Consider the following 24,210-nt stretch of genomic DNA (forward strand, 5'->3'; position numbering starts at 1 on the left):
GCCGTACGGCGACAGTAAGGCCGGCTTACGAGGGTGAGCCGACCGGTACGGTCGTGCTACCGAGTGTCAGTCAGGCGTCTGACGCTGGGGAGAAGCTTAATAAATGTTGGCCATCAACGGGAACTTAAATTATGGACTCTATAATAGACGACGCGATCGACGAGGCCGAGGAGGAGCGGGAGGCGCCGGCCGGGGAACAGACCGACGAGAGCCCGGGAGCGACGGGGACAGAGGAGATGTCCACGTCGGGGCAGATGTCCGACGAGGAGCTGGCGGACGTCGTCAAAGATCTGGAGACGAAGATCACCGTCGTCGGCTGTGGGGGCGCCGGCGGCAACACCGTCACGCGGATGATGGAAGAGGGGATCCACGGGGCGAAGCTCGTCGCGGCCAACACGGACGCCCAGCACCTCGCCGACGAGGTCAAAGCCGACACGAAGATCCTCATCGGGCGCAAACGCACCGGCGGTCGCGGCGCCGGTTCGGTGCCCAAGATCGGCGAGGAAGCCGCGCAGGAGAACATCGAGGACATCCAGCAGTCCATCGACGGCTCGGACATGGTGTTCGTGACGGCGGGGCTCGGCGGCGGGACCGGGACCGGGTCGGCCCCGGTCGTCGCACAGGCCGCACAGGACAACGGCGCGCTCACTATCTCTATCGTCACCATCCCCTTCACCGCGGAGGGTGAACGCCGCCGCGCCAACGCCGACGCCGGGCTGGAGCGACTCCGCGCGGTCTCCGACACCGTCATCGTCGTGCCGAACGACCGCCTGCTCGACTACGCGCCGAGCATGCCCCTGCAGGACGCGTTCAAGATCTGCGACCGCGTCCTCATGCGCTCGGTGAAGGGCATGACCGAACTGATCACCAAGCCCGGCCTCGTCAACGTCGACTTCGCCGACGTTCGCACGATCATGGAGAACGGCGGCGTCGCCATGATCGGCCTCGGCGAGTCCGACAGCGAAAACAAGGCGCAGGACTCTATTCGATCCGCACTCCGGTCGCCGCTGCTCGACGTGGAGTTCGACGGCGCCAACAGCGCGCTCGTCAACGTCGTCGGCGGCCCCGACATGAGCATCGAGGAGGCGGAGGGCGTCGTCGAGGAGATCTACGACCGCATCGACCCCGACGCACGTATCATCTGGGGTGCCTCCGTCAACCAGCAGTTCGAGGGCAAGATGGAGACGATGATCGTCGTCACGGGCGTCGAGAGCCCGCAGATCTACGGCAAGAGCGAGGCCGAGCAGGAGCGCGCGGCCAAGGAACTCGGCGACGACATCGACTACGTCGAGTAGTCGGACCAGGTAACCGAACTTTTCCGTTTTCTTTCTCTCAGGAGCGCGAGCGTTCGCCCGATATTTGATGAACACAAAACACTTTTGGGAGGGTAGTGAACGCGGCCGTATGACAGCCTCGCCCTCCCGCCGAGCGGTCGCGCACGGCGCCGCCGTCGCGCTGATAGCGGTCGCGATCGCGCTCGCGACCAGTTCTGTCGTAGCCCTCGACTCGGGCGGCCTCGACGGCGGGTGACGGTCCCGGGTTCGGCCCGGTCGCGGCGCTGGCCGGTATCACCGGCGCCGCGATATTAGCGTCCCGCCGCCACGACTCTCGCGGGTAGCGGTTCGCCGGCGACGCCCACCCGCGCCCGAACCCCGTCGGAAGGTTTACCCGCCGTCCACGGGACCGGTCGCGCATGCACGCTCACAGCGAGACCGACACGGCAAATCGGCAGGTGACCCGATGACGATCAACAGCGACTGGGGCGAGTGGTGGGCTCGCGAGGAGTTCAACGGTCCCGACGTGGAGGGCGTGTCGCTGTGGTTCCTCGGCGTGACCGGCTGGGCGATCCGGACGCCCGAGACCACGATGTTCATCGACCCGTACTTCAGCACCGAGCGCGACCGCGAGTACATCGCGCGGATGCCGCCCGTGCCGATGGAACCGCAGTGGGCGGACGCCTGCGACGCCGTGTTCTGCACGCACGACCACCGCGACCACTTCTGGCCGCCGTCGTTCGGCCCGCTCCTCGATATCGACGGCGCCTCGATCCACGCGCCTGCCGAGTGCTACGAGAACTTCGACGTGAGCGAGATTGCGAATGAACAGCAGGAGACTGTCGAGCCCGGCGACAGCTACGAGGTCGGCGACCTGACGGTCCACGTCCGCGGCGGCCGCGACCCCGACGCCGACGGGAGCGTCACCTACGTCCTCGAACACGAGGAGGGGACGATCTTCCACGGCGGCGACAACCGCCCGTGCGACGCGTTCGAGGCGGTCGGCGAGGAGTTCGACGTCGACATGGGGATGCTCTCCTACGGGACGAGCGCGCGACTTTACCAGGACGGCGAGGTCGTCCGACGGAAACTGTACAACGACGCCCAGGACGTGATCGACGCCGCGAATATGGTCGGGATCGAACGGCTGGTCCCGACGCACTGGCGGCGCTGGCGGGCGATCCAGGCCGACCCCGGCGCGCTCTCGAAGGCAGCGACGACCTTCGAGTACCCTCACATTATCGAGGAGATCGAGGTCGGCGACCGCCTCCGGCTCGGCCAGCCCGGTATCGTGACGCCAACTCGTCTCGGCGACGACTGAGGGCGGCGAACCAGTCGGGTCGGATGGACCCGGCGGGTCGAGCGGCGAATCGAGCGCAGCGGCGCAGTAGCGGACCCGTGTTTTCAGCCGAACACTTCGGTGAAGCGGTTCGTCGCCTCGTCGGGGCCGGCGACGACGACCTCGTCGTCGGTCCGCGGTCGGAACTCCGGGCCGAGGTCGGTCAGCACCTCGCCGTTGCGTTCGACGGCGACGACGGTGACGCCGGTTCTCGCGCGGACGTTCGCGTCGCCCAGCGAGTGCCCGACGAGACCGGGCGCGCGCGTGCGGACGACTTCGACCTGCGTGTCCAGCGAGATCACGTCTTCGTCTTCGAGGACGGCCGAGGCGACCATGCGACCGGTGACGGTCCCGAGCGCGAGCACGTAGTCTGCGCCCGCGCGGTACATCTTCTTGACCGCCTCGGCCTCCTCGGCGCGGGCGACGATCTCGACGCGCTCGCTCTCGTCGCGGACGACGAGGGTCGTGAACTCCGTGGCGGTGTCGTCGGGGATGGCGAGGATGACCGAGCGGGCGTCGTCGATGCCCGCCTCGTCGAGGACGGCCGGGTCGGTCGCGTCGCCGACGATGTCGACGCCGGGGAGGTCGCGCTCGTCGACGACGGTGTAGGGCAGGTTCGCGTCGTCGAGGATCGCGGTGATCGTCCGACCGACCTCGCCGTGGCCGACGACGATGGTCTCGCCGGAGACGTGGCGTCGCACCTCCGAGCGCGTGCGGTTCGCGAGGGTTTCGAGTTGCGACTCCCGGCCGGTCATCAGCAGGACGGTGCCGGGTTCGACGACGGAGTCGGGGGCGAGCGGGCTCTCGAACTCGCCGTCGAACCACGCGCCGATGACGTTGACGCCGGCCCGCTCGCGGAGGCCGCTCTCGGCGAGCGTGCGACCGGCCAGGTCCGCGCCGCGGTGGACCGGCAACTCGACGATGTCGAAGTCCTCGCCGAGTTCGACCTTGCTGCCCAGGTCGGTGGAGACGCTCGCGGTCACTTTTCGCGCGAGGCTCTCGCCGAGGAGCGGGCGGGGTGAGAGCACCGCGTCGGCGCCGGCGAGGTCGTGGTAGCGCGCCCGGTCCGGTTCCTCGACGACGCTGACGACGCGGACGGACTCGTCGAGTTCCTTGGCGGTGAGGACGATGCTGGCGTCGACCTGGTCGGAGACGTCGGCGACCAGCGCCCGCGCCGCGGTGAAGTTGGCGGCGGCGAGGCCGTCGGCGGAGTCCGGGTCGGTGTGGATCACGTCGTAGCCCTCCTCGTAGAGGTCCGTGGCGCGGTCGCGGTCGGGTTCGACGATGACCCACTCGACCCCGCGGGAGTCGAGTTCACTGATGAGCGTCTCGACCCTGGGCGTGTAGGTGGCGACGATGACGTGGTCCTCGTGGCCGTTCTCGACGGCGGTGGGCACCGCCGTCGAGAGGGCGTCCTCGAACGCGGGGAAGGCCACCACCGGGAGCGCGAGGAAGATCATGACCGTTCCGGCGATGTCCATGACGATGACGAGCACGAGCATGAGCGGCGAGGACCAGCCGGCTTGTGCGCCGTAGCCCGTCGTCGTGAACGTCTCGACGACGAACTGGAACGCTTCGAGTGACGTGACCGGGTCGCTCTCGAAGGCGGCCATCCCGTACTGGTAGAGGACGGTGAAGACGAACATGGAGAGGACGAGAACGCCGGTGTACCAGACCGACCGGCGTTGCCACGTGTTCATACATCCACTTGGTTGCCGTTCGGCCGTATAACGGTTCTGGGCGACGCGACGGGTGTCGGGGGCACGGTCGCAGTCGTCCGCGCCGGGCCGTCCAGCACCAATAGATAGAAAAGCCCGCGGGAGCAACCGCTCGGTATGAACGTTCCCTACGACCTCAGTTCCTACGTCCGCGTGCTGAAACTGGCGAGCACGCCCTCGTGGGAGGAGTTCTCGCAAGTCGCGAAGATCGCCGGCGCCGGTATCATCCTCGTCGGTATCCTCGGATTCCTGATCTTCGTCATCATGAACTTCGTCCCGGGCGGCCCGGGTGGTTTCTGATGGGTATCTTCGCCGTCAAGACCACGGCCAGCCAGGAGCGGACCGTCGCCGACATGATCATGAACCGCGAGGAGGAGACCATCCACGCCGCCCTCGCCCCGGACTCGCTGACCTCCTACGTGATGGTCGAGGCCGACGAGTCCGCCGTGTTCGAGCGCATCTCCGACGAGATTCCCCACATGCGCGGCGTCGTCCCCGGTGAATCGGGGATCTCCGAGGTCGAGCACTTCCTCTCGCCGAAGCCGGACGTGGAGGGCATCGCCGAAGGGGACATCGTCGAACTCATCGCCGGCCCGTTCAAGGGCGAGAAGGCGCAGGTCCAGCGCATCGACGAGGGCAAAGACCAGGTCACCGTCGAACTGTACGAGGCGACGGTCCCGATTCCGGTCACCGTCCGCGGCGACCAGATCCGCGTCCTCGACTCCGAAGAGCGAGCGTAACGTCCGGCGGCTCCGCCGCCGGTTCACTGCGACGAGCGAAGCGAGTCGCAGCTTTTTCGCCCACGTTTTTGCCGGAGGGGGTCCCGCAACGCCCGCAGAGCGCGAGGAAATCCCTCCGGCAAAAACGTGGGGTGCCAGTCGAGGTTATATGCGGATCCTCCCCCTAGGGCGGGTGATGGCTACGCCCACGTCGCCGCCGCCGGACCTCCCGGAACCGGGTTCGCTGGGCGAATCGTTCGACGTGTACGAGGTGGAGGTCACCGAGGACGGCGCGCGCTACTACGGCGAACTCGAGGAGACGCGCGAGGCCGTCGAGAAGCGGCTGGCTACGCGATTTCGGGACCGTGGTTACCGGGTGCGACTGGCCCGGGAGACGGGCGAAGACGTCCTCGTCGCGACGGAGCGGTCGACGGGGGTGGAGGGGGTCCCCTGGCTCAACGTGGCCCTGTTCCTGGCGACGGTGGGGACGACGATGCTGGCGGGGACGCAGTGGTACGGGCTCGGATTCGACTCCTCGCCGGTCGAGTGGCTGTCGGCGTGGCCGTTCGCGGCGGCGGTCCTCTCGGTGCTGGCGGTCCACGAGTTCGGCCACTACGTCGCCTCACGGTACCACGACGTGGAGGCGACGCTGCCGTACTTCATCCCCGTGCCGACGGCGCTCGGGACGCTGGGGGCCGTCATTCGGATGAAAGGCCACATCCCCGACCGCGAGGCGCTGTTCGACATCGGCGTCGCCGGGCCGCTGGCGGGGCTGGTGGCGACCGTCGTCGTCACCGCGATCGGCGTCTCGCTGCCGCCCATCGACGTGAGCAACGCGGGCAGGCTCGCCTACGCGACCCAGTACGAACTCGGGTACCCGCCGCTGATACAGCTGATCGCGGCGGTACTGGGCCAGCCGTTGCAGTACGCCGACCCCGGACTGGCCGTCAATCCGGTCCTGATCGGCGGCTGGGTGGGGGCGTTCGTCACGTTCCTCAACCTCCTGCCGGTGGGTCAACTGGACGGGGCGCACGTCTCGCGGGCGCTCGTCGGCGAACAGGTCGAGTTCCTGCGGTACGTCCTACCGATAGCGCTGTTCGGGCTCGCGGCGGCGTTGCTGGTGTTCGCCGACGGCCGAGCGGTCGGGATCTGGGTACTCTGGGGACTGCTGACGCTGGTTCTGGGGAGTGCCGGCACCGCGACGCCGCTGGACGACTCGCCGGTCGACCGACGACGGAAAGCCGTCGGCGCGCTCATGCTCGTTCTCGGTGCGCTGTGTTTCACGCCGGTCCCGATCGTCGTGAGCGTCTGAGACGGCGCAGATACCTGACCACGGCACCGCTGACGCTAGTCTCGGGCACGCCCGAAGTGTGAACGGAGTGTCTTGTCGGGTGTAAAGGAACGGGAAAGTTCTTACCGATCGGCTGTGACCCATCGCTGAATGCCCTCCATCGAGACGAACGGTCTGACGAAACGATTCGGCGAGGACGTGGTCGCCGTCGACAGCCTCGACCTGACGATCGAGGACGGAGAGATCTTCGGGTTTCTCGGTCCGAACGGGGCGGGGAAGTCGACGACGATCAACATGCTGCTCGACTTCATCCGGCCGACCGAGGGGTCGGCGCAGGTGTTCGGCATGGACGCCCAGCGCGAGGCGGCGGCCATCCGCGAGCGCATCGGCGTCCTCCCCGAGGGGTACGGCTTCGACGACTATCTCACCGGCCGCGAGTACATGGAGTGGGCCGTCGAGACGAAAGACGCCGACGACGACCCCGAACAACTGCTCGACCTCGTCGGGATCCGCGAGGACGCCGGCCGAGTCGCCGCCGGCTACTCGAAGGGGATGCAACAGCGCCTCGCCTTCGGGATGGCGCTGGCCGACGACCCCGACCTGTTGATCCTCGACGAGCCCTCGACGGGGCTGGACCCGAACGGCATCCAGCACATGCGGTCGGTCATCCGCGACCGGGCCGAGGGCGGGACGACCGTCTTCTTCTCCAGTCACATCCTCTCGGAGGTCGAGGCGGTGTGTGACCGCGTCGGCGTGATGAACGAGGGTCGACTGGTGGCGATGGACAGCATCGAGGGCCTGCGCGAGAGCGCGAGCGGGCAGGCCACCATCGAACTGGAGTGTGCGAGCGTCCCCGAAGTCGACGGCGTCGCGGACATCGACGGCGTCGGCAGCGTCGACGTGGCGGGAACGAAACTGACCGCGACGTGTACGGACCCGAGCGCGAAGGTCGACGTGGTCAAACGGGTCGACCGACGCGCCGAAATCGTGGACATCCTCGCGGACAACACCTCGCTCGAGGAACTGTTCAACCAGTACACCGGCGGGGGCCGGGACGGCGACGGCGACGTTCCGACCGGCGACGCCGTCGAGCGCGTCGAGTCGCAGGAGGCCTCGGCATGAGCACGGTCACCGTCGCGAAGAAGGACTTCAAGGCGGCGCGTCGGTCGAAGCTCCTGTGGGCCGCGGCCATCGTCCTCGGCCTGATCGCCGCGTTCGTCGGGTACGTCTCCGGGAACGCCCCGGGCGGCGACACCCAGCAGGTTCGCGAGCTCTTCCGCGTGCTGACGCTCATCCTCGGCATCCTGTTACCCATCGTCGCGCTGGTGGCGAGCTACCTCGCCATCGCCGGCGAGCGCGAGGGCGGCGGGATCAAGTTCCTGCTGTCGCTGCCGAACACCCGGCGCGAGGTGTTCATCGGGAAGCTACTGAGCAGGAACGGCATCGTCGCCGGCGGCGTCGCGTTCATGTACGTCGCGGCGATCAGCACGGCGCTGACCCGACACGGCGCGTTCCCGGCGGCTATGGTGTTCGGCACGCTGCTGGTGACGCTGGTGTACGGCGGGACCTTCGTCAGCATCGCGCTGGCGATGTCCTCGGCGGCGGCCTCCCGGAGTCGCGCCATCGCGGGCGCCTTCGGGACGTACTTCGTGCTGGTCATCCTGTACGTGTTCCCGATAGTATCGTTCGCGGACATCGCCCGGTGGCTCCACACGACGATCCTCGGGGCCGAGCGCAACCCCGACCTGTACAACGCCGTCCAGTACACGAGTCCCTACCTCGCCTACCGCAAGGCGGTGAACCTCGTGGTGCCGACGGAGATGCGCGAGATAGTATTCATGTCGAGCGTCCCCGACGAGGTGAGTTACGGGTCGGTCGAGGCCAACGAGGCGCTCCCGATCTACCTGCAAGACGAGTTCTCGGTGGTCGTGCTGGCCTTCTGGCTCGGCGTGCCGCTGCTCGTGGGGTACTGGCTGTTCGAACGGGCGGACCTGGAGTGATCACGATGGATAGACGCAACAAACTCGGTACGACGCTCGCGGTGCTGGCGGTCGTGTTGTTCACCGTCCCCGCGTTCTTCCCGGTCCAGCCGCTGCTGGTCCACGACACGGGGATGTCGACGACACAGTCGCCGGCGGAACTGGAGGATGACGGGTACGAGATTATCGCCTACGAGAACCTCTCCGAACGCGGGCAGGAGCTGTACGTGACGGCGCTGGAGACCCGCGGGGAGCACCGCGTCGCGGTCGGTGAAGGGGCCTCGGACTTCGAATACCTCAACCAGACCGAGCGGCGAGCGGCGTTCCGCGGCGAAGGCGCGCCCGGGATCGTGATCGAACGGCCCGAGGACGACGAGGGGCTCCCGCCGGCGGACGAGCACAGCTACCACATCCCCGAGGACGAGAACGTGAGCGAGGAAGAACGACAGCGGGCCGAGACGGCCATGCGATACGACATGATGGAGACGTCCATCGGGGAGCCGCCGCTGGGGGCGACCCCCCAGCTGATCCGGCTCGCGTCCGTCCTGTTCGCGGTCCTGTCGCTCGGTATCGGCGGCTACCTGCTCTCCTCGAAGTAGGCTTCTCGCGGCCGTCCCGATTTTCTGTGTCGTCAGTCGGCCGCCGAGTCGCGGAGACGAGGTCGCATCCGCCGCGCGGCGACCGCGACGCCTACCGCGAGAGAACGCGGACGCGACGTCCACCGCGACGGAACGCGGACGCGACGCGTATACTCGGCGGAGAATGCGAGAAGAGAGCGGTCTGCGAGCGTCGATTCGGCGGGCCTCAGAGGCTGCCGCTGCCGCCTTCGAGGCGGTCGATGACCTCGCGGATGTCGGCCTGCTCCTCGATGGTCTCTTTGACGTTCTCGCGGCGGCGGACCTCCTTGGCGGTGGCGTCGTACGCGCGGACGTACTCGGCGCGGCTGTGCTCGTCGAAGGCGTGGCGGATCGCGAAGTAGCCGTCCGGCAGGACGGTTCCACAGACCTCGCACTCGATGCGTTCGTGCGACGTCGACTGGTGGACAATCAGGTCCTCGACGCGCTCGAACTGCTCGGTGTCGCCGTCGATCGCACACTCCCAGGCGGCCATCTTGTCCGAGACATACCCGCCGTTTTATAAAAACATTCCCCCTCGACGGGGTGTCGCCGGTCGAAGCGAGTCGGCGCAGTGACGACGGCCGAGGGCGCCGTGTCGGTCAGAACGGGAGGGAGGCGCCCGCGTCGGGCAGGTATTCGGGGAGGACGTACACGAGTCCGGCGGCGACCGTGAGTTCGAAGGCGGTGATGGCGAGCATCATCGCGTCGGAGAAGTCGCTGCTGACGGGGACGCCGACCGGTGCGCCGAACTCCTCGTCCCAGATGGGGTAGAAGAGGGCGATGCCGCGGGTCGTCCCGAGGACGTCGAGGATGTAGTGGGTCACCACGCCGAGCCACACCCACTGGAGGTTGTCGAAGAATATCGGGTAGCCGGCGACGATGCCGAGCACGAACAGGTTGTGGAGCGTCTTGCGGTGCTTGCCGAAGTGCGTGTCGACGTCGGGGAACAGCGCTCCGAGCACCAGCGGGACGAACACGGCGGCTATGGTCCGGAACGTCGCCAGGTCGCCCGCGGGCTCCAGAACGAAGCCGAGCCCGACCGCCAGAAAGACCGCGTTCAACACGTGCCCGCGCTTGTTCATCGACGGTATCGTTGGCCGCAGGGGTGACAAGTGTTCCCCTTCGGTCCGGCCGCGGGACTGCGATTCCCGCGGAGACGGCGACCGCGACGGGCGACCGTTCGGCCGCGGCCCCCGGCAGTCACTCCGTCCGGTCGCGGACGGCGGTCTCCAGGTCCCGGAGCGCCTGCCGGGCGAGTCGCTCGCGGACGGCGTCGCGGTCGCCGTCGAACCGATAGCGAGAGACGGTCGCCGACGAGTCGCCGGACTCCCACGGCGCGGCGTAGGCGACGCCGACGAAGCCGGTTCCGACGGGTTTCTCCTCGGTGCCGCCCCCGGGGCCGGCGACGCCCGCGGTGGCGACCCCCCATGTCGTATCGGCGGTGTCGCGGGCCGCCCGGGCCAGTTCCCGGGCGACCGGTTCGCTGACCGCGCCGTGTTCGTCGAGCGTCTCGCGACTGACTGCCAGCGTCGTTCGGAGGGCGTCGTAGTCGTACGGCGCGACGACGCGGTCGAGATAGTCGCTCGCGCCGGGGACGCTCGTCAGCAGCGCGCCGACCAGCCCACCGGTACAGGTCTCGGCGACGGCGACCGTCCCGTCGTGCTCCCGGAGCGCGTCTCCGACCCGCCGTTCGACGGGCGGGTCCTCGGCGAACTCGTGCATACCCGTGCGACGCACGGACGGCGGAAAAACGCACTGGGCGACCGTCTCGCGGGGGCGTGCTCCGGGGCGTCGTCACGCTCGCTCGGCGTCGACCACCTGCAGGTCCTCGCCGACCGTCAGCGTGAGTCGGTCGTCGCCGACGGCGAACGTGAACCGCGCCTCGAACGGGTCGGTCGAGACGACCCGCTCGGTGACGTCGTGGAACGCGCGATTGAGTCGGGGGAGCGACTCCGCCGTCGGTGCGAACGGGTTCAGTCCGTGGTCGAGCAGGAAGCCGACGAGCGCGCCGGAGTCCGCGAGGCCGACGGGGGCCGCGCCGCTCTCGTCGTAGATGCAGTTCGTACACGACAGGTCGAAGGCGACGGCGTATCGGCGGCCGCAGGTCTCACAGAGCCCGGCCCCGGCGTCGTGGGCCTCGCAGACGCGAGTCGAGCGGTCGAGCGTCGCCGAGCAGCGGGGGCAGACGCCGGCGGCCGCCGCGGTCAGTTCGAGGTGGCCCCAGAACCAGGCGGCGCGGAACACGGCCTCGGGGTCGCGGTCGGCGACGCCGGCGGGCGGGAGCGGGTGGTACCCGAGGTAGCCGCCCGGAGCGTCCGTCCCGGACTCCGTCGGCGAACTCGTCCGCGAGTAGCTGCCCGGACACTCGGTGCAGTAGAGTTCGACGCGCTCCTCGCGAAAGCGCACGGCGACCGGCGCGCCGCAGAAGTGACACGGCTGGTCGATCTGGGTCCGTTCGAGCACCGGCGCGTCGGTGACCGCCCCGGAGAGGACCGCCTCGACGACGCGTTCGCCCGCTCGCCGGAGTTCGTACCCCTCCGCGCGCTTGCGGACGAAGTGCCCGGTCAGACGGTCGAGGTGGTAGTTGAACCGCCCGGAGTCGGCGGTCCCGACGCGTTCCCGGAGGTCGGAGAAGGAGACGGGGTCCTCGGTCCCGCCGAGCGTCCGGAGGATAGCGACGCGCGTCTCGTTGCCGAGCAGTTCGAACGCCTCGTCGGGCGACAGCGTCCGCGCTGGCGAGTCGTCGGTCATGGCTACGGTATCGCCGTCCCGTCCCTAAAAACCGCTCCCGAGGGAGTCGGCGCGTCCACTGGATCGGGGGCTCGGGAGACGATCATAAAACCGCGAAAACGGACGCCCGACAGCGGTCGTCAGCTCTCTACGTCGATGGTCGTGCCGCGGGCCGTCGCGCCCTCGAAGATCGGGAGCCGGACTTCGAGGATGCCGTTGGTGTACTCCGCGGCGATCTCTCCGTCGTCGACGTCCTTCGGGAAGCGGAAGCGGCGGTGGTAGGTCTTGCGCTGACCGCGGCTCTCGTCTTCGTGTTCCGCGGCGACGTTGAGGACGCCCTCGTGCCACGTCACGTCGATGTCGGCGGGGTCGAAGCCCGGCAGTTCGACGCTGAGGACGAACTCGCCGTCCTCCTCGTACAGTTCGTAGTCGCTACGGCCCGTTTCGAACAGTCTGCTCGGCAGGTCCATTCCCTGGAACCACGAGTTGACTGGTCGATCCGGCAGCGCCATGGCTTGTCACCTCGTTCCAGTAGATCGTTGTTCGCGGTTCTATAAAAATTTTGTGTCGATGGCGAGCGATCCACTGACGTAGGTGCCCGCGGTAGCCGGGCGTGTGCCAGCGATGGAACCGACGCTCGTCGTCCAGTGCGGGCTGCCGGGGGTCGGGAAGTCGACGGTCGCGGCGGCGGTCGCCGACCGGCTCGACGCCGAACGGGTGCGGAGCGACAGCGTCAGGAAGGAACTGTTCGACGACCCGACCTACGACCGCGCGGAGCGTGACGCGGTGTACGAGGCGATGCTGGAGCGGGCGCGGGACGCGCTCGCGGACGGGCGGTCCGTCGTCCTCGACGCGACGTTCGAGCGCCGCGAGCACCGCGACCGCGCCGCGACGCTCGCCGAGGCGGTCGGGGCGGACCTGCGACTGGTCCGGGTCGTCTGCGAGGCGTCTGTCGCCCGCGAGCGGATCCGCGGGCGCGAGGACGACCCCAGCGACGCCGACGTGGCCGTCTACGAGAACGCACGCGAGCGCTTCGAACCGCTGGAGCGCGAGCACGTCACGATAGACAACTCCGGCGACCTGGAGCGCACGCGCCGGCAGATCGACGACCGGTTCTGAGCGAGGCGCCAGCGCCAGGATTTACGTCGCGGGGAGCCAACCGGCGAGTAATCGATGGACTACGAGACGCCGCAGTTCTTCAGAGTGATGCAGTACGCCGCTCGCGCCGACGGCGACGTCGTGGACATGGTCAGCGGCAACCCCGACTGGGAGCCGCCCGAGTCGCTCCGCGAGGGCCTCCGCGACTACGCCGACGGCGACGTGAGCGAGTTCCAGTACCCGCCGAGCGTCGGACTGACGCCGCTCCGCGACGAGATCGCCGAGCGCCGCGGCGTCGACCGCTCGCGCGTGCTCGTGACGAACGGCGCCGGCGAGGCCAACCACCTCGCCACGACGAGCGCGCTCGACCGGGGGACGGGCTCGGAAGTGATCATGACCGACCCGGTGTACCCCTACTACGCCGGGCGATCGAACCTGCTGGACGCGCCGGCGACCTACGTCCCCGTGGACGAGACGGGCCAGCTCGACCCGGCAGACGTGCGCGCGGCCGCGAGCGACGACACCGCCGCCATCGTCGTCAACTCGCCGAACAACCCGACCGGCGCGGTGTACCCGCCCGAGACGGTCGAGGAACTCGTCACGATCGCCGAGGCGTACGACGCCGTCCTCGTCGCCGACGAGGTGTACGACCACTTCGACTACACCGGGACGTTCGAGAGCGCGCTCGCCGCCGACTCCGACCACGTCGTCGCCACCAACTCGTTCTCGAAGTCGCTGGCGATCACTGGCTTTCGGGTGGGGTACGCCGTCTTCCCGCCGGAGGACGGGCCGCTGGGCGAACTGGTCGAGCGGGCGCGGACGCGCCACATGCTGACGAACGTGACCGGGAGTCGACCGGCCCAGGCGGCGGTCCTGCGGGCGCTCCGGGACACGCCGCCGGAGTACTACGAGCGGAACCGACAGCGCCTGCGCGAGCGGATCGACCGGTTCACCGACGCGCTCGACGCGGCCGGCGCCGAGTACACGACGCCGGGCGGGTCGTTCTACGTAATGGCCCGGTTCGAGGGGTTCCCGGGGACGATGGAGAACGTCGAGCGCCTGATCGACGAGGCGGGGGTCGCGGGGATGCCCGGTGAGGCGTTCGGCGAGGCGCGGGCCGACTGGCTGCGCTTCGCGCTCGTCACGCCGCGGGTCGACGAGGCGGCCGAGCGACTGGCCGACTATCTGGGGTAGGGCGACTCACCCGCGAGGCGGACCGGTCAGTCGATACGCACGGACTCGCCGCGCTCGGCCGACTCGTAGATGGCCTCGACGATCTCGACGGCCGGGCGCGCCGCCGGCCCGTCGAGCATGAACGGTTCGCCGGTCTCGCGGGCGTCGAGGAACTCGCGGACGTTCGGCAGTTCGAGCGGGTCGGGTTCGTTTGCGCCGGCGTCCGGTTCGGTGAACCGCTCCCGGATCGCCGCGTCGTCGTCGCGTTCCTCGCGGAACGCCCAGGTGTCGAGTTCCTCGCCGCGGATCTCCGCGGAGCCGTCGCGCCCCCCGAGTTCGTAGCGGATGTCGCCGCCGGGATAGGTGGCGGTCGTCGCGAGCACCTGTCCGAGCGTCCCGTCGCGGAAGCGAAGCGTCGCGACCGCGGTGTCCTCGACGTCCAGGTCGGCGTCGTGCCCACGCACGTCGGCGAAGGCGAACACCTCCGCGACGGGGTTCTCGCCGGGGTCGAGGTCCAGTCCGGCGCCGACGATCCACTGGAGGGCGTCGATGTTGTGGATCGCCTGGTTCATCGCGGCGCCGCCGCCCGCGACGTCGCGCTCGGCCTGCCACGTGCCGTCGTAGTAGTCGTCCGCACGCCACCACGGGAGCGCGGTGGTCGCGACCGCCAGCGACCCGAAGCGCCCCTCGGCGACCGCCTCCCTGACCGTTCGGACGATCGGTTTGTACCGGCGCTGGAAGACGCAGCCGAGCCGGATGCCGTGGTCGTCGGCCGCGTCGATCATCCGGTCGATGCGCTCGGTCGTGATCTCGAGGGGCTTCTCGCAGAACACGTCGACGCCGCGCTCGGCGGCCGCGAGCGCCGGGTCGAGGTGGGCGCCGCTCGGCGTACAGACGTCGAGCACGTCCGGGTCGGCGTCGTCGAGCATCGCCTCGACGTCGAGAAAGGGGTCGCAGTCGTGTTCGTCGGCGAACGCCGCGACGTGGTCCTCGTCACGGCCCGCACAGGCGACGATCTCGACGTCGTCGAGCTGGTCGTAGACTCGGGTGTGCGTTCCGGCGGCGCTGCCGACGCCCGCGAAGGCGATCCGGTGGGTGGGCATACGGTCGACAGGCGTCGCCCGACGAAAAAGACCGGGGACCGCGGTCAGGTCGCGTCCTCGGGGTCGCCGGCGTCGAGGCGGACGGTGACGGTCGTCCCGTCGGCGCCGGTGTCGAAGTCCAGTTCGCCGCCCGAGCGCTCGACGACCCAGGAGACGAGCCAGAGACCGACGCCCGTGCCGTGCTTGAGCGGCGTCTCCTCGCGGTCGGCGAGCACGTCGAGTTCGGCCTGCGAGATACCGGGCCCGTCGTCTGTGATGCGCAGGAGGACGGTGTCGTCGTCCCGCGTCGCCGAGACCGCCACCGAGGACGCGCCCGTCGCCTCGTCGGACTCCCGACGAGCCGTCGGAGCAGAGCGCTGCTCCGCGGTGTCGTCGGGAGCGTCGGCGACCGACGAGTCGCCGGGGTGTGCTCCGGCGGTGTCCTCCGGAGCGTCGGCGACGCATCCGTGCTCCACCGCGTTCTCGATCAGGTTCTCGACGGCGTAGGGGAACGCGCGGTGGACGCGAACGGGCACCTGTTCGGTGATCTGCACGTCGTAGGCGGCCTCGGAGTGGGCCGCGGACACGTTGGCGACACACCGGTTGACGACCGAGCGCAGGTCGAGCGTGACTCGTCCCTCGTCGCTCTCGATGACGCGTTCGATCGCCCTGGCCTTCTCCGCGGTACCGACGAGCTCCTCGCTCCGGTCGACGATGGTCTCGGCCATCCGACGCTCCTCGCCGGTCGTGCGTTCGGCGAGGACCTCGGCCTGCCCGCGGACGACGGTCAGGCCGGTCCGCACGTCGTGTCTGAGGACGCGCGTGAGCACCTGCTTGAGCAGGTCGAGTTCGCTCTCGCGCCGCTCGCGCTCGGTGACTTCGTGGAGGATCCCGACGGAGCCGTCCGCGTCGTCGGCCGCGCCCAGGCCCGCGACGGTCGCTTCGAACTGTCTGACGCCGTCGTCGGTGGGGAGGTCGAACTCGCAGATTTCGCTCTCGCCGGGGTCGGTCGCGTCGTCGAGCGCCTCGTCGATGCGGTCGATCGCCTCGTCGGGGAGGAGGTCTGGCAGGGAGGTACCGTGCAGCGAGTCGACGGAGCGGTCGAACAGTCCGGCCATCGCGTCGTTGCAGATCTCGATACGGCACTCGCCGTCGACGACGTACATCGGGTCGCCGGCGCTCTCGACGAGTCGGCGGTACTGTTCGAGCGTGCGCTCCCGGTCGCGGCGGTCGGTCACGTCGCGGGCGACGTTGACCAGCCCCTCGTACTCCTCGTCGCCGCGAACCGAGAAGTGGACGGCCAGGGTCCGCTCCTCGCCGTCGGCCGTCTCGAAGGTCATGTCGATGACCGCGCTGTCCCGGTCGGTGTTGCGCAGCTTCTGCAGCGTCCGCTGCCCGGCCTGGAGCTGTCCCTCGGTCATGAACGTCGCCGTGTGCTCGTCGACCATGTCCTCGTGACCGAGTAGGTCCGCGAACGACTCGTTGTGGTACTCGACGCGACCGTTGGCGTCGACCACGGAGATACCGTCCTGGACGTGCCGGTCGAGGAGGTCGAGGAGTTCGAACCGCGCGTCCGACCGCGCCGACCAGGTCACGTCCTCGACGACGACCAGCCTGAGCGGGCCGACCGTCTCGGGGAACTCGTGTTCGCTGTACCGGAAGGAGGCCTCGCCGTCGGCCGTCGGGAGGGTAAAGCGGGTCGGCTCCGCGGGGACCTCGGGGCCGCGGATCGTCCGGATCGCCCCGGGGTCGTGTGACAGCGCCGCCGAGAGCTGCTTGTAGAAGTTCGGCGTCTCCGGGATCGAGACCGTCACGCCCCGGTCCTCGAAGAGGTCCCGGAGCGGCGTCGTCTCCCACATGACCGTCCCGTCGGCGTAGACGAGGTAGCAACTGGACGACTGGGTCTCCGGGTCGACGCGCTCGAACGCGCGGGTGAACCGCGACCCGGAGGTGCCGGCCGCTCTGGTCGTCCCGAGCAGTTTCTCGAGGACGAACTCCAGCCCCTCCTCGGCGGTCCACTTCTCTATCAGCGTGTCGGCCGCCCCGGACACCGCCGGGTCGAGGTCCGTCGGGTCGACGCTCGTGTAGAGGGCGACGGGCGCGTCGGCGCCGTCCAGGAGCGCGGCCACGTCGGCCTCGGCGTTGGGCTCGATCACGAAGACGTCGAAGTCGCCGGCGTCCAGCCACTCGTCGGTCCGGTCGACGTCACTGGTCCCCTCGTAAGTCACGTCGTCGTCCGTCCGGTCGACGAACTCGCTCAGTCGCGAGAGAACCGTCTCGTCCGGGTCGAAGTGGCAGATCCGTACGCCGGATCCGTCGCTCTCGTCCGAGTCGTCGTCCGCCTCGTCGTCCGATCCAGTCATCTGTGGTCCCCAGCGCGTCGGCCCGCGTCACGTACCCCAACACACGTTCCGTCGGCCGTCGATGGCGGATTCTCTGTCTCCAGGACCATAAGTGTCCCGTGGAGGCGGCCGGACGGCATCCGTGCGTTCATACGCGAGGACGACACAGAGATCCACGATGGCCGAAGACCGGACCGAGAGCGGCGAGGCCGGGAGCGGGTCGACGAGCGGCGCCGAACCGGGCGACGCCGAGGCGGCGTTCCCGAGCGGCGACCCCGAGACCGCCTGGCGAGACGTGTTCGGCTTCGACGAGCCCTACGAGAGCCAGACCGACGCGATCGAAACGGCGATCGACGTCGGCCAGCAGGGCGGCTACTTCGCCATGGAGGGGCCCTGCGGGACCGGCAAGACGATGGCCGCGCTGACCGCCGGCGCGACGCTCGTGCGGACGACGCGGAAGTACGACCGCGTGATGGTCGTCACGCCGGTCAAACAGCAGCGCATCCAGTTCGTCGAGGACCTCCGGGCGATGAACGGCCGACTCGCCGCGGACCCCGACGCACCGGACCCGCTCGACGGCGTCGCGCTCGTCGGCAAGCGCGACCTCTGTCCGTACGGGCGCGAGGGCGCGTTCCCGGACGACGCCTCGACCCACGACCGCTGTGAGGACCTGCGCGAGTCGACGGCGAACCTCGTCGAGGCCGACCGCCGCTCGGAGGACGCGCCCGCGGCCGACGCGTCGCTCGAATCCGACCCCGAAGACGTCTGGTGGGACCCCGAGGTCGCGAGCGACCTGGTCCGCGAAGCGCGCATGGACGCCGACACCTACCGCACCTTCGACAGCGCACTCGAAACCGGGGGCGCCGAGTCGCCCTACCCGCGGAGCCAGCCCAGCGCGCCCGAGGGGATGACCTCGGGCGACGACGACCCTCTGTACTGCCCGTTCGAGGCCGACTGGTTCGCCCGCAACAAGGGCTCGCCCGTCGACTTCTCGGCCGGCGAGAACCGGGTCGTGACGGCCGACGACTACTTACCGGCCAGCGTCGAGCGCGGCACCTGTCCACACCGGGTGATGGGCGTCATGCTCGAACACGCCGACGTGATCGTCGGCAACTACAACCACGTGTTCGACCCCGGGTCGCGCCCGCTCGTCGCCGCCGCGCTCGACTCCTCGACCTTCCTCGTCGTCGACGAGGCCCACAGGCTGGAGGAGCGCGTGCGCGACCTCCTCTCCGACCGGGTGGGTCGGTCGACGATCAAGCGAGCGCGCAACGACTGCAACCAGCTACTCACGCGTGCCCGGGAGAGCCGGGACCGCAAGCGGCAGGTCGAGGACCGCCTCGCCAGTCACGACGTGCCCCTCTCCGCGCTCGACCAGGCGCGGGCGTTCTACGACGACCTGATCGACTGGCTGGACGAGCGCGTCGAGCGCTACCTCGACGAGGAGTTCGAGCGCGACTGGCGCGTCGGCGACCCGGCAGAGAGCGTCCCCGCCCGCGACGTGGAGATACCCCTCCGGGATCCGGACGAACCGAAACCCGACGAACTCACGCGCTGGGCCGAACGGCAGGGGTACGACGGAGACACGTGGCGGACCCTCGCCACCGTCGGCGCGGCCGTCGAGGACGCCATCGACGGCCTCGGGCTGACGCGCTCGCCGGTGTGTGCCGCGGTCGGCGTGGTCATGACCCGCTGGTGGGAGCGCGACCACGACCGCTACCTGCGGGAGATCGAACTCGAACACTCCCCCAAGACGGGACAGGCGGCCGACGCCGTCGACGAGGGCTACCAGCGCGTCTACACCCCCGGGCTCGTCCTCTTCGACTGCATGCCCAGCGAGTCCCTGAAGGAGATATTCGACTCGCTGGGCGGGGGCGTCCTCATGAGCGCGACGCTCTCGCCGCTCGACGTGTTCACCGAGGTCTCCGGGCTCGAATCGCTCCGCGACGGCGACCCGGACCCGGGACCGACCCCCGACGAGGGTGACCACGGCCGCCCGGTGAAGGCCGACAGCTACCCCCTGCGATTCCCGGCGGAGAACCGCGCTAGCTGGACGATCGACGCCCGGCCGTTCACCGCGCGCAACCGCGGGAACCCGGGCGACATGGACCCGCTGGGCGACGGCTGGAACGAGACGCGCGACGAGTACGCTCACGTCCTGCGGTCGGTCGCGCGCTCGCCGGGGAACGTCCTCGTGGCGATGCCCAACTACCGGGAAGCGGAGTGGGCCGGTGCCTACCTCGACGGCGCCGTCGACAAGCCCGTCCTCGTCGACGAGAGTTCGAGCAACGAGGCCACCGAGGAGCTCAAGGCCGAGTTCTTCGCCGGCGACGGGAAGGTTCTCGTGACGAGCACGCGCGGGACGCTCACGGAGGGCGTCGACTACGACGGCGAGAAGCTGGCGGCGGCGCTCGTGATCGGCGTCCCGCTCGTCAACGTCGGATCACCACGTGTACAGGCGGTCCGTCGCGCCTACGCCGACGAGTTCGGCGAGGACAACGCCTTCGAGTACGCCCTGACTGTCCCCGCGGTCCGGCGCGCCCGGCAGGCCATCGGACGCGTCATCCGCGGCACCGACGAGGTGGGCGTCCGCGTCTTCGCCGACCGGCGATACACGGAGGGGACCCGCCACTCCGTCCACGAGTACCTCTCGCCCGCGGAACGCGAGGAGTTCGTGCGGATGACCGCGGAGTTCCTCGACGGGAAACTGGAGCGGTTCTGGAGCGACCGGGCGCAGTAAAATCGTGCTAGTCGATACCACGGTACGGCGGCGCGGTCGCGTCGATTCGCGCCGCTGGGCCGGGTCGTCTCAGTCCGCCGACGGGTAGCACCGATATACCCCGGTGCAGCCGACTGTTTCGAACGGTTGGAGGGGAGTTAATCGGTGTATACCGCCATCCACGGCCGGAAAGCATATGCCGGAGGATCACTGTTAGTCAAGGGATGCCAGAGTGTCAGAACTGTGGGTCGTTCGTGACAGAGGCGTACGTACGCGTATTCACGCCCGACGGTCACACCGGCCCCCGAGTCTGTCCGTTCTGCGAAGACAAACTCCGCGACGGAGCCGAGGTGCGCGAGGCTCGGTCGTCGCGGTCATAGGCATCACGCCTAGCCGCTCGTGCCGGCCGTCCGGGGGGACGGTCGATCCTTTGCTGTTCGACCTCGGGTAGTGGCGACTGCGTGAGTAATATGAAATCCTGCTGGAACGATCCGGATCTGCTGGGACTGAAAGGCCTCGACCCGCTCGCTAGGAACTGGATCGACCGAAAGAGACAGCGGGTGCCGAAAGCCCTCGCCCCACTCGCTCACGGCACCCTTCGGTCGCTGTTCGCGTGTCGAGGCGCTCCCGGTGGTCGCGCCTCGCTCTCGCGGTCGCTGAACCGGGATATCCTCCCTTCGGTCGGATAGTGCCCGCTCAGCGACCACGGGGCTGCGCCCCGCGAGCGCGCCTCGCCCTTTCAGTCCGCCAGGGACCGGGAAAGCAACGCACAGCACCGCGCCTCACGCCTCCCCAGCCGATTCGCTCGGTCGCTACGCTCCCTCTCTCATCCACCTGATGACTCCCTCCGGTCGTCTTCCGAGCCTTCGCTCGTTTCACTCGCGAAGACCTCGCGCGGCTACGTCGCGGCATGAACGCCGCGACAGCGCGCGCTACCGCGGGCTATTCGGTCGGTCCTCCGAGCAGTCGCCCACGAGTCGGGCAGACCGGTCCGCGAAAAGGTGACGTTTTCCGTCGCGCGACGGGAACTGAGAGTATGAGCGAGATCGACGTCGAGGCGGTCGAGGAGATCGACGACGACGCGGTGCCGATGGGCGTCGACGCCCCGGAGTACGTCCTCTACGGGGGGAAAGGCGGCGTCGGCAAGACGACGATGGCCGCCGCGACGGCGCTCGCGAGCGCCCGCGACGACACCGCGACGCTCGTCGTCTCCACCGACCCCGCTCACTCCCTCTCGGACACGCTGGAGTCCGATATCCCGGCCGAACCCGCGCGTATCCGCGAGGACATCCCCCTCTACGCCGCCGAGATCGACCCCGAGGCGGCGCTGGAGGACGGCCCGTTCGCCGAGGGCGGCGGCGTCGGTGGTGCGGGCGGTGCGCTGGGCGGTCTGGGCGGGATGCTCGGCGGCGACGACGACGAGATGGTCGACCCGCTGGGCGGGTCGATGCCCGGCGCGGACGAGGCCGCCGCCATCCGCCTGCTCATCCGCTACATGGACGACCCGCGGTTCGACCGCGTCGTCGTCGACACCGCGCCGACGGGCCACACCCTCCGCCTGCTCGAACTCCCCGACGTGATGGACTCGATGGTCGGCAAGATCCTCTCCCTGCGCGAGCGGATGGGCGGGATGATGGACAACATCACGAACATGATGGGCGGCGACGAGGAGGTCGACCCGGAGGAGGGGCTCGACGACCTGCGCGTGCTGAGCGACCGGATCGAGCAGTTGCGGTCGGTCCTGCAGGACCCGACCCAGACCGACTTCCGCGTCGTGATGGTGCCCGAAGAACTCTCCGTGCTGGAGTCGGAGCGCCTGCTCGCGCGACTCGACGAGTTCGACGTGCCCGTCGGGACCGTCGTCGTGAACCGGGTGATGCAGGACCTCACCGACGTGGCCGACGTGGACGCCGACTGGTTCGTCTCGCCGGACCTGGACGACTGCGAGTTCTGTCAGCGGCGGTGGTCCGTCCAGCGCGAGGCGCTCTCGCGGTCGCAGGACGTCTTCCGCGGGCACGACGTGCGCCGCGTGCCGCTGTTCGCCGACGAACTGCACGGAGAACGCGCGCTCCGCCTGGTCGCGGCGTGTCTGGAGGAGTAGGTCAGCCGCGGTACACGTCGGTACTGCGCTCGTACTCCATCGTGTCTTCGACGTCGGAAGCGACTTCGTGGCCCCACTCGCGCTCGACCAGCCACAGCGCCGCGTCGATGCCCGCCGTTATCCCGCCGGCAGTCACCACGTCGCCGTCGTCCACGACCCTGGCGTCGACCACCTCGGCGTCGGTCCCGCGCAGGTCGTCGAGCGCGCTCCGGTGCGTGACGGCGGGCCGACCGTCGAGCAGGCCCGCCGCCGAGAGGACCATCGCGCCGGTACAGACCGAGAGGAGCGTCGTCCCGTCCTCGTGAAGCGCTCGGATGGTGTCGAGAACGGCCTCGTCGCCTGCCAGCGCGCGGGCGCCCGCCGCCTCCGCGCCCCCCTCGCCGCCGTCGTTCCAGCCCCCGCCCGGAACGACGAGGTAGTCGAGGCCGGCGTCGGGGGCGAGGACGCCGTCCGGTTCGACGCGGAGGTCGTAGGCGGCGGTGACCCGGTCGGTCTCGTCCGTCGCGAGCATCTCGACCGTCCAGTTCGCACCCGCGGCGCGGGCGTTCTGGAACACCTCGTAGGGACCGACGGCGTCGAGCTCCTCGAACCCCTCGAAGGCGAGGATGCCGAGCGAAGCTGAGTCACTCATCGCTCGGTTCTACCCGCGAGACGGGCGAAAAGCTATCGGCCAGTGGGAGAGTCCCCGGGCGTCCGTCACTGCACGAGCAACGCGCGCAGGTCGTTCACGTTCGTCCCGGTCCGACCGGTCCGAACGAGCGCGTCCCGGCCGGCGAGGAACGGTTCGGCGTCGTTGTCGGCGAGCGCGTCGCGTGCGGCCGACGCGTCGGCCGAATCGCCGATCGTCTCGCCGTCGACGAGCGCCCCCGCCGCGTCGGTCCCGCCGTCGCGACCGTCCGTGTCGACCGCACCGAGCACCGCGCCTGCGGGGAGTTCCAGCGCCGCGCGGAGCGCGAACTCCTGGTTCGGGCCGCCCGAGCCGTCGCCGCGGACGGTCACCGTCGTCTCGCCGCCGGAGAGGACGACTGCGGGCGGTTCGGTGGGGTTTCCGGTCGCCGCGATCTCCTCCGCGACGGCGGCGTGCGCGAGTCCCTGCTCGCGCGCTTCGCCGCGGACCCGCGAGGAGAGGACGACCGTCTGGTAGCCGGCCTCCTCGGCCACCGCGCGAGCGGCGTCGAGTGCCGTCCACGCGTCCGCGAGGACGTGATAGCGCACGTGTTCGAAGTCCGCCTCGGAATCAGGTGTCTCCTCGCGGTCGCCGGCCGCGCCCGATTCGAGGGACGAGCGGACCGCCGCGGGCACGTCGAGGTCGTAGCGGTCGAGGACGGCCAGCGCGTCGGCGTAAGTGGTCGGATCGGGTGCGGTGGGACCGCTGGCGATCACGCCGAGGTCGTCGCCGACCACGTCGCTGAAGGCGAGCGTCACGACCGTCGCCGGCGCGGCCGCCGCGGCGAGCCGCCCGCCCTTGATGGCTGAGCAGTGCTTGCGGACGGCGTTGATCTCGCCGATATCCGCGCCCGCTTCGAGGAGCGCGTCGGTCGTCTCGCATAGATCTCGCAGCGAGAGGTCGTCGGCCGGTGCCGGGAGGAGCGCGCTCCCGCCGCCGGTGACGACGGCGAAGACGAGCGTCCGGTCGTCGGCCGACTCGGCCCGTGCTCGAACTTCGCGGGCGCCCTTCGCTCCGGCCTCGTCAGGCACCGGGTGTGCCCCCTCGACCACGTCGACGCGCTCGGTCTCGACCGGGTCGTCGGTGACGACGCACCCGCCGTCGACGGCGTCCCCGAGCAGGGATTCGAGGGCAGCGGCGACCTGTCCGGCCGCCTTCCCGCCGCCGAGGACGACGATCTGGTCGAACGCCTCGAGGTCGTACACGTCGCCGGCGATCCGCAACTGGTCGCCCGACAGCGCGAGCGCGTCGGTCAGGACGCGCTCGGGCCGGGCGACGGCGATCCCGGCTTCGAGGCAGTCGAGGACGACCTCGTGCGCGCCGGTTCGAGCCAGTTCGGCGCGGTTGCCCACTGCGGGCAC

24 protein-coding genes and 1 pseudogene are annotated in these 24,210 nt (G+C 69.6%); 15 read left to right on the forward strand and 10 right to left on the reverse strand.

The window, feature by feature from the left end; genetic code table 11:
- Positions 1-131: 131 nt before the first annotated feature.
- From ftsZ to D1409_RS09200, 4 genes and pseudogenes are all read left to right on the forward strand, one after another.
- Positions 132-1,295: a cell division protein FtsZ gene (gene ftsZ / locus D1409_RS09190; protein WP_123536329.1), complete on the forward strand. Its 1,164-nt coding sequence runs from the start codon at positions 132-134 to the stop codon at positions 1,293-1,295.
- 109 nt (positions 1,296-1,404) lie between these two features.
- The gene (locus D1409_RS25570) at positions 1,405-1,530 is read left to right on the forward strand and encodes a hypothetical protein (protein ID WP_268895818.1); all 126 of its coding nucleotides are present in this window, start codon (positions 1,405-1,407) and stop codon (positions 1,528-1,530) included.
- Positions 1,531-1,540: 10 nt separating this feature from the next.
- Positions 1,541-1,618 (forward strand): annotated as a pseudogene (locus D1409_RS25715) (PGF-CTERM sorting domain-containing protein); the annotation flags it as partial.
- Positions 1,619-1,740: 122 nt separating this feature from the next.
- A complete protein-coding gene (locus tag D1409_RS09200; RefSeq protein WP_123536331.1) occupies positions 1,741-2,595 on the forward strand; it encodes an MBL fold metallo-hydrolase in 855 nt (284 codons plus the stop codon).
- A gap of 83 nt (positions 2,596-2,678) precedes the next feature.
- Here D1409_RS09200 and D1409_RS09205 read toward each other — a convergent pair whose 3' ends face one another.
- Positions 2,679-4,313: a potassium channel family protein gene (locus D1409_RS09205; protein WP_123536333.1), complete on the reverse strand. Its 1,635-nt coding sequence runs from the start codon at positions 4,311-4,313 to the stop codon at positions 2,679-2,681.
- A gap of 135 nt (positions 4,314-4,448) precedes the next feature.
- Between D1409_RS09205 and D1409_RS09210 the strand changes: the two genes are divergently transcribed.
- The 6 genes from D1409_RS09210 (at position 4,449) to D1409_RS09235 (ending at position 8,919) form a co-directional block, all read left to right on the forward strand.
- A complete protein-coding gene (locus tag D1409_RS09210) occupies positions 4,449-4,631 on the forward strand; it encodes a protein translocase SEC61 complex subunit gamma (protein ID WP_123536341.1) in 183 nt (60 codons plus the stop codon).
- Positions 4,631-5,071 carry a transcription elongation factor Spt5 gene (locus D1409_RS09215; protein WP_123536343.1) on the forward strand — a complete coding sequence of 147 codons (441 nt, stop codon included), beginning with the start codon at positions 4,631-4,633 and terminating at the stop codon, positions 5,069-5,071. The genes D1409_RS09210 and D1409_RS09215 overlap by 1 nt, the downstream gene beginning before the upstream one ends.
- 175 nt (positions 5,072-5,246) lie before the next feature.
- Positions 5,247-6,362 carry a site-2 protease family protein gene (locus D1409_RS09220; RefSeq protein WP_123536345.1) on the forward strand — a complete coding sequence of 372 codons (1,116 nt, stop codon included), beginning with the start codon at positions 5,247-5,249 and terminating at the stop codon, positions 6,360-6,362.
- A 129-nt stretch (positions 6,363-6,491) separates the two neighbouring features.
- Positions 6,492-7,463, forward strand: coding sequence for an ABC transporter ATP-binding protein (locus tag D1409_RS09225; protein WP_123536347.1), 972 nt, complete (start codon positions 6,492-6,494; stop codon positions 7,461-7,463).
- Complete coding sequence (locus D1409_RS09230) at positions 7,460-8,341, forward strand: ABC transporter permease subunit (RefSeq protein ID WP_123536349.1); 882 nt, start codon at positions 7,460-7,462, stop codon at positions 8,339-8,341. The genes D1409_RS09225 and D1409_RS09230 overlap by 4 nt, the downstream gene beginning before the upstream one ends.
- Before the next feature lie 5 nt (positions 8,342-8,346).
- Complete coding sequence (locus D1409_RS09235; protein ID WP_123536351.1) at positions 8,347-8,919, forward strand: hypothetical protein; 573 nt, start codon at positions 8,347-8,349, stop codon at positions 8,917-8,919.
- A gap of 205 nt (positions 8,920-9,124) precedes the next feature.
- Here the strand turns inward: D1409_RS09235 and D1409_RS09240 are convergent, their stop codons facing one another.
- From D1409_RS09240 to D1409_RS09260, 5 genes are all read right to left on the reverse strand, one after another.
- Positions 9,125-9,430, reverse strand: a complete 306-nt coding sequence (locus tag D1409_RS09240; RefSeq protein WP_123536353.1) for a DUF7565 family protein — start codon at positions 9,428-9,430, stop codon at positions 9,125-9,127.
- Positions 9,431-9,536: 106 nt separating this feature from the next.
- Positions 9,537-10,019 carry a metal-dependent hydrolase gene (locus D1409_RS09245; RefSeq protein WP_123536355.1) on the reverse strand — a complete coding sequence of 161 codons (483 nt, stop codon included), beginning with the start codon at positions 10,017-10,019 and terminating at the stop codon, positions 9,537-9,539.
- Between the two features lie 118 nt (positions 10,020-10,137).
- Positions 10,138-10,659 carry a CinA family protein gene (locus D1409_RS09250; protein WP_123536357.1) on the reverse strand — a complete coding sequence of 174 codons (522 nt, stop codon included), beginning with the start codon at positions 10,657-10,659 and terminating at the stop codon, positions 10,138-10,140.
- Positions 10,660-10,731: 72 nt separating this feature from the next.
- On the reverse strand, positions 10,732-11,688 hold the full coding sequence (locus D1409_RS09255; protein ID WP_123536359.1) for a winged helix-turn-helix domain-containing protein: 957 nt from the start codon (positions 11,686-11,688) through the stop codon (positions 10,732-10,734).
- Positions 11,689-11,807: 119 nt separating this feature from the next.
- Positions 11,808-12,179 carry an Hsp20/alpha crystallin family protein gene (locus D1409_RS09260; RefSeq protein WP_123536361.1) on the reverse strand — a complete coding sequence of 124 codons (372 nt, stop codon included), beginning with the start codon at positions 12,177-12,179 and terminating at the stop codon, positions 11,808-11,810.
- A gap of 112 nt (positions 12,180-12,291) precedes the next feature.
- Here D1409_RS09260 and D1409_RS09265 point away from each other — a divergent pair, with 112 nt between their 5' ends.
- The gene (locus tag D1409_RS09265; protein WP_123536363.1) at positions 12,292-12,786 is read left to right on the forward strand and encodes an AAA family ATPase; all 495 of its coding nucleotides are present in this window, start codon (positions 12,292-12,294) and stop codon (positions 12,784-12,786) included.
- Positions 12,787-12,840: 54 nt separating this feature from the next.
- Positions 12,841-13,959 (forward strand): pyridoxal phosphate-dependent aminotransferase, encoded by a 1,119-nt coding sequence (locus D1409_RS09270; protein WP_123536365.1) that lies wholly within the window; start codon positions 12,841-12,843, stop codon positions 13,957-13,959.
- Between the two features lie 26 nt (positions 13,960-13,985).
- On the opposite strand, the gene D1409_RS09275 is transcribed toward D1409_RS09270, so the two are convergent.
- Together D1409_RS09275 and D1409_RS09280 are read right to left on the reverse strand one after the other, a co-directional pair.
- Positions 13,986-15,041, reverse strand: coding sequence for a Gfo/Idh/MocA family protein (locus D1409_RS09275; RefSeq protein WP_123536367.1), 1,056 nt, complete (start codon positions 15,039-15,041; stop codon positions 13,986-13,988).
- 44 nt (positions 15,042-15,085) lie between these two features.
- Positions 15,086-17,383, reverse strand: coding sequence for a PAS domain-containing sensor histidine kinase (locus D1409_RS09280; protein WP_123536369.1), 2,298 nt, complete (start codon positions 17,381-17,383; stop codon positions 15,086-15,088).
- Between the two features lie 157 nt (positions 17,384-17,540).
- Here D1409_RS09280 and D1409_RS09285 point away from each other — a divergent pair, with 157 nt between their 5' ends.
- From D1409_RS09285 to D1409_RS09290, 3 genes are all read left to right on the forward strand, one after another.
- Complete coding sequence (locus D1409_RS09285; protein ID WP_235853533.1) at positions 17,541-20,102, forward strand: ATP-dependent DNA helicase; 2,562 nt, start codon at positions 17,541-17,543, stop codon at positions 20,100-20,102.
- A 203-nt stretch (positions 20,103-20,305) separates the two neighbouring features.
- The gene (locus tag D1409_RS25820; RefSeq protein WP_425484368.1) at positions 20,306-20,461 is read left to right on the forward strand and encodes a DUF7563 family protein; all 156 of its coding nucleotides are present in this window, start codon (positions 20,306-20,308) and stop codon (positions 20,459-20,461) included.
- Between the two features lie 656 nt (positions 20,462-21,117).
- Positions 21,118-22,182 carry an ArsA family ATPase gene (locus D1409_RS09290; RefSeq protein WP_123536371.1) on the forward strand — a complete coding sequence of 355 codons (1,065 nt, stop codon included), beginning with the start codon at positions 21,118-21,120 and terminating at the stop codon, positions 22,180-22,182.
- Between the two features lies 1 nt (position 22,183).
- Here D1409_RS09290 and D1409_RS09295 read toward each other — a convergent pair whose 3' ends face one another.
- Both D1409_RS09295 and D1409_RS09300 read right to left on the reverse strand, forming a co-directional pair.
- Positions 22,184-22,813 (reverse strand): DJ-1/PfpI family protein, encoded by a 630-nt coding sequence (locus D1409_RS09295; RefSeq protein WP_123536373.1) that lies wholly within the window; start codon positions 22,811-22,813, stop codon positions 22,184-22,186.
- A gap of 65 nt (positions 22,814-22,878) precedes the next feature.
- Complete coding sequence (locus D1409_RS09300) at positions 22,879-24,210, reverse strand: glycerate kinase type-2 family protein (protein WP_394339029.1); 1,332 nt, start codon at positions 24,208-24,210, stop codon at positions 22,879-22,881.

It is taken from the genome of Halosimplex salinum (assembly GCF_003730195.1).
Classification (GTDB): Archaea; Halobacteriota; Halobacteria; order Halobacteriales; family Haloarculaceae; genus Halosimplex; species Halosimplex salinum.

Coding starts and splice junctions, on each gene's coding strand:
- D1409_RS09290 (WP_123536371.1), top strand. CDS start 21,118: ATGAGCGAGATCGACGTCGAGGCGGTCGAGGAGATCGACGACGACGCG.
- D1409_RS09255 (WP_123536359.1), bottom strand. CDS start 11,688: ATGACCGACGACTCGCCAGCGCGGACGCTGTCGCCCGACGAGGCGTTC.
- D1409_RS09280 (WP_123536369.1), bottom strand. CDS start 17,383: ATGACTGGATCGGACGACGAGGCGGACGACGACTCGGACGAGAGCGAC.
- D1409_RS09275 (WP_123536367.1), bottom strand. CDS start 15,041: ATGCCCACCCACCGGATCGCCTTCGCGGGCGTCGGCAGCGCCGCCGGA.
- D1409_RS09205 (WP_123536333.1), bottom strand. CDS start 4,313: ATGAACACGTGGCAACGCCGGTCGGTCTGGTACACCGGCGTTCTCGTC.
- D1409_RS09240 (WP_123536353.1), bottom strand. CDS start 9,430: ATGGCCGCCTGGGAGTGTGCGATCGACGGCGACACCGAGCAGTTCGAG.
- D1409_RS09225 (WP_123536347.1), top strand. CDS start 6,492: ATGCCCTCCATCGAGACGAACGGTCTGACGAAACGATTCGGCGAGGAC.
- D1409_RS09285 (WP_235853533.1), top strand. CDS start 17,541: ATGGCCGAAGACCGGACCGAGAGCGGCGAGGCCGGGAGCGGGTCGACG.
- D1409_RS09210 (WP_123536341.1), top strand. CDS start 4,449: ATGAACGTTCCCTACGACCTCAGTTCCTACGTCCGCGTGCTGAAACTG.
- D1409_RS09200 (WP_123536331.1), top strand. CDS start 1,741: ATGACGATCAACAGCGACTGGGGCGAGTGGTGGGCTCGCGAGGAGTTC.
- D1409_RS09260 (WP_123536361.1), bottom strand. CDS start 12,179: ATGGCGCTGCCGGATCGACCAGTCAACTCGTGGTTCCAGGGAATGGAC.
- D1409_RS25820 (WP_425484368.1), top strand. CDS start 20,306: ATGCCAGAGTGTCAGAACTGTGGGTCGTTCGTGACAGAGGCGTACGTA.
- D1409_RS09295 (WP_123536373.1), bottom strand. CDS start 22,813: ATGAGTGACTCAGCTTCGCTCGGCATCCTCGCCTTCGAGGGGTTCGAG.
- D1409_RS09265 (WP_123536363.1), top strand. CDS start 12,292: ATGGAACCGACGCTCGTCGTCCAGTGCGGGCTGCCGGGGGTCGGGAAG.
- D1409_RS09230 (WP_123536349.1), top strand. CDS start 7,460: ATGAGCACGGTCACCGTCGCGAAGAAGGACTTCAAGGCGGCGCGTCGG.
- ftsZ (WP_123536329.1), top strand. CDS start 132: ATGGACTCTATAATAGACGACGCGATCGACGAGGCCGAGGAGGAGCGG.
- D1409_RS25570 (WP_268895818.1), top strand. CDS start 1,405: ATGACAGCCTCGCCCTCCCGCCGAGCGGTCGCGCACGGCGCCGCCGTC.
- D1409_RS09250 (WP_123536357.1), bottom strand. CDS start 10,659: ATGCACGAGTTCGCCGAGGACCCGCCCGTCGAACGGCGGGTCGGAGAC.
- D1409_RS09220 (WP_123536345.1), top strand. CDS start 5,247: ATGGCTACGCCCACGTCGCCGCCGCCGGACCTCCCGGAACCGGGTTCG.
- D1409_RS09270 (WP_123536365.1), top strand. CDS start 12,841: ATGGACTACGAGACGCCGCAGTTCTTCAGAGTGATGCAGTACGCCGCT.
- D1409_RS09245 (WP_123536355.1), bottom strand. CDS start 10,019: ATGAACAAGCGCGGGCACGTGTTGAACGCGGTCTTTCTGGCGGTCGGG.
- D1409_RS09215 (WP_123536343.1), top strand. CDS start 4,631: ATGGGTATCTTCGCCGTCAAGACCACGGCCAGCCAGGAGCGGACCGTC.
- D1409_RS09235 (WP_123536351.1), top strand. CDS start 8,347: ATGGATAGACGCAACAAACTCGGTACGACGCTCGCGGTGCTGGCGGTC.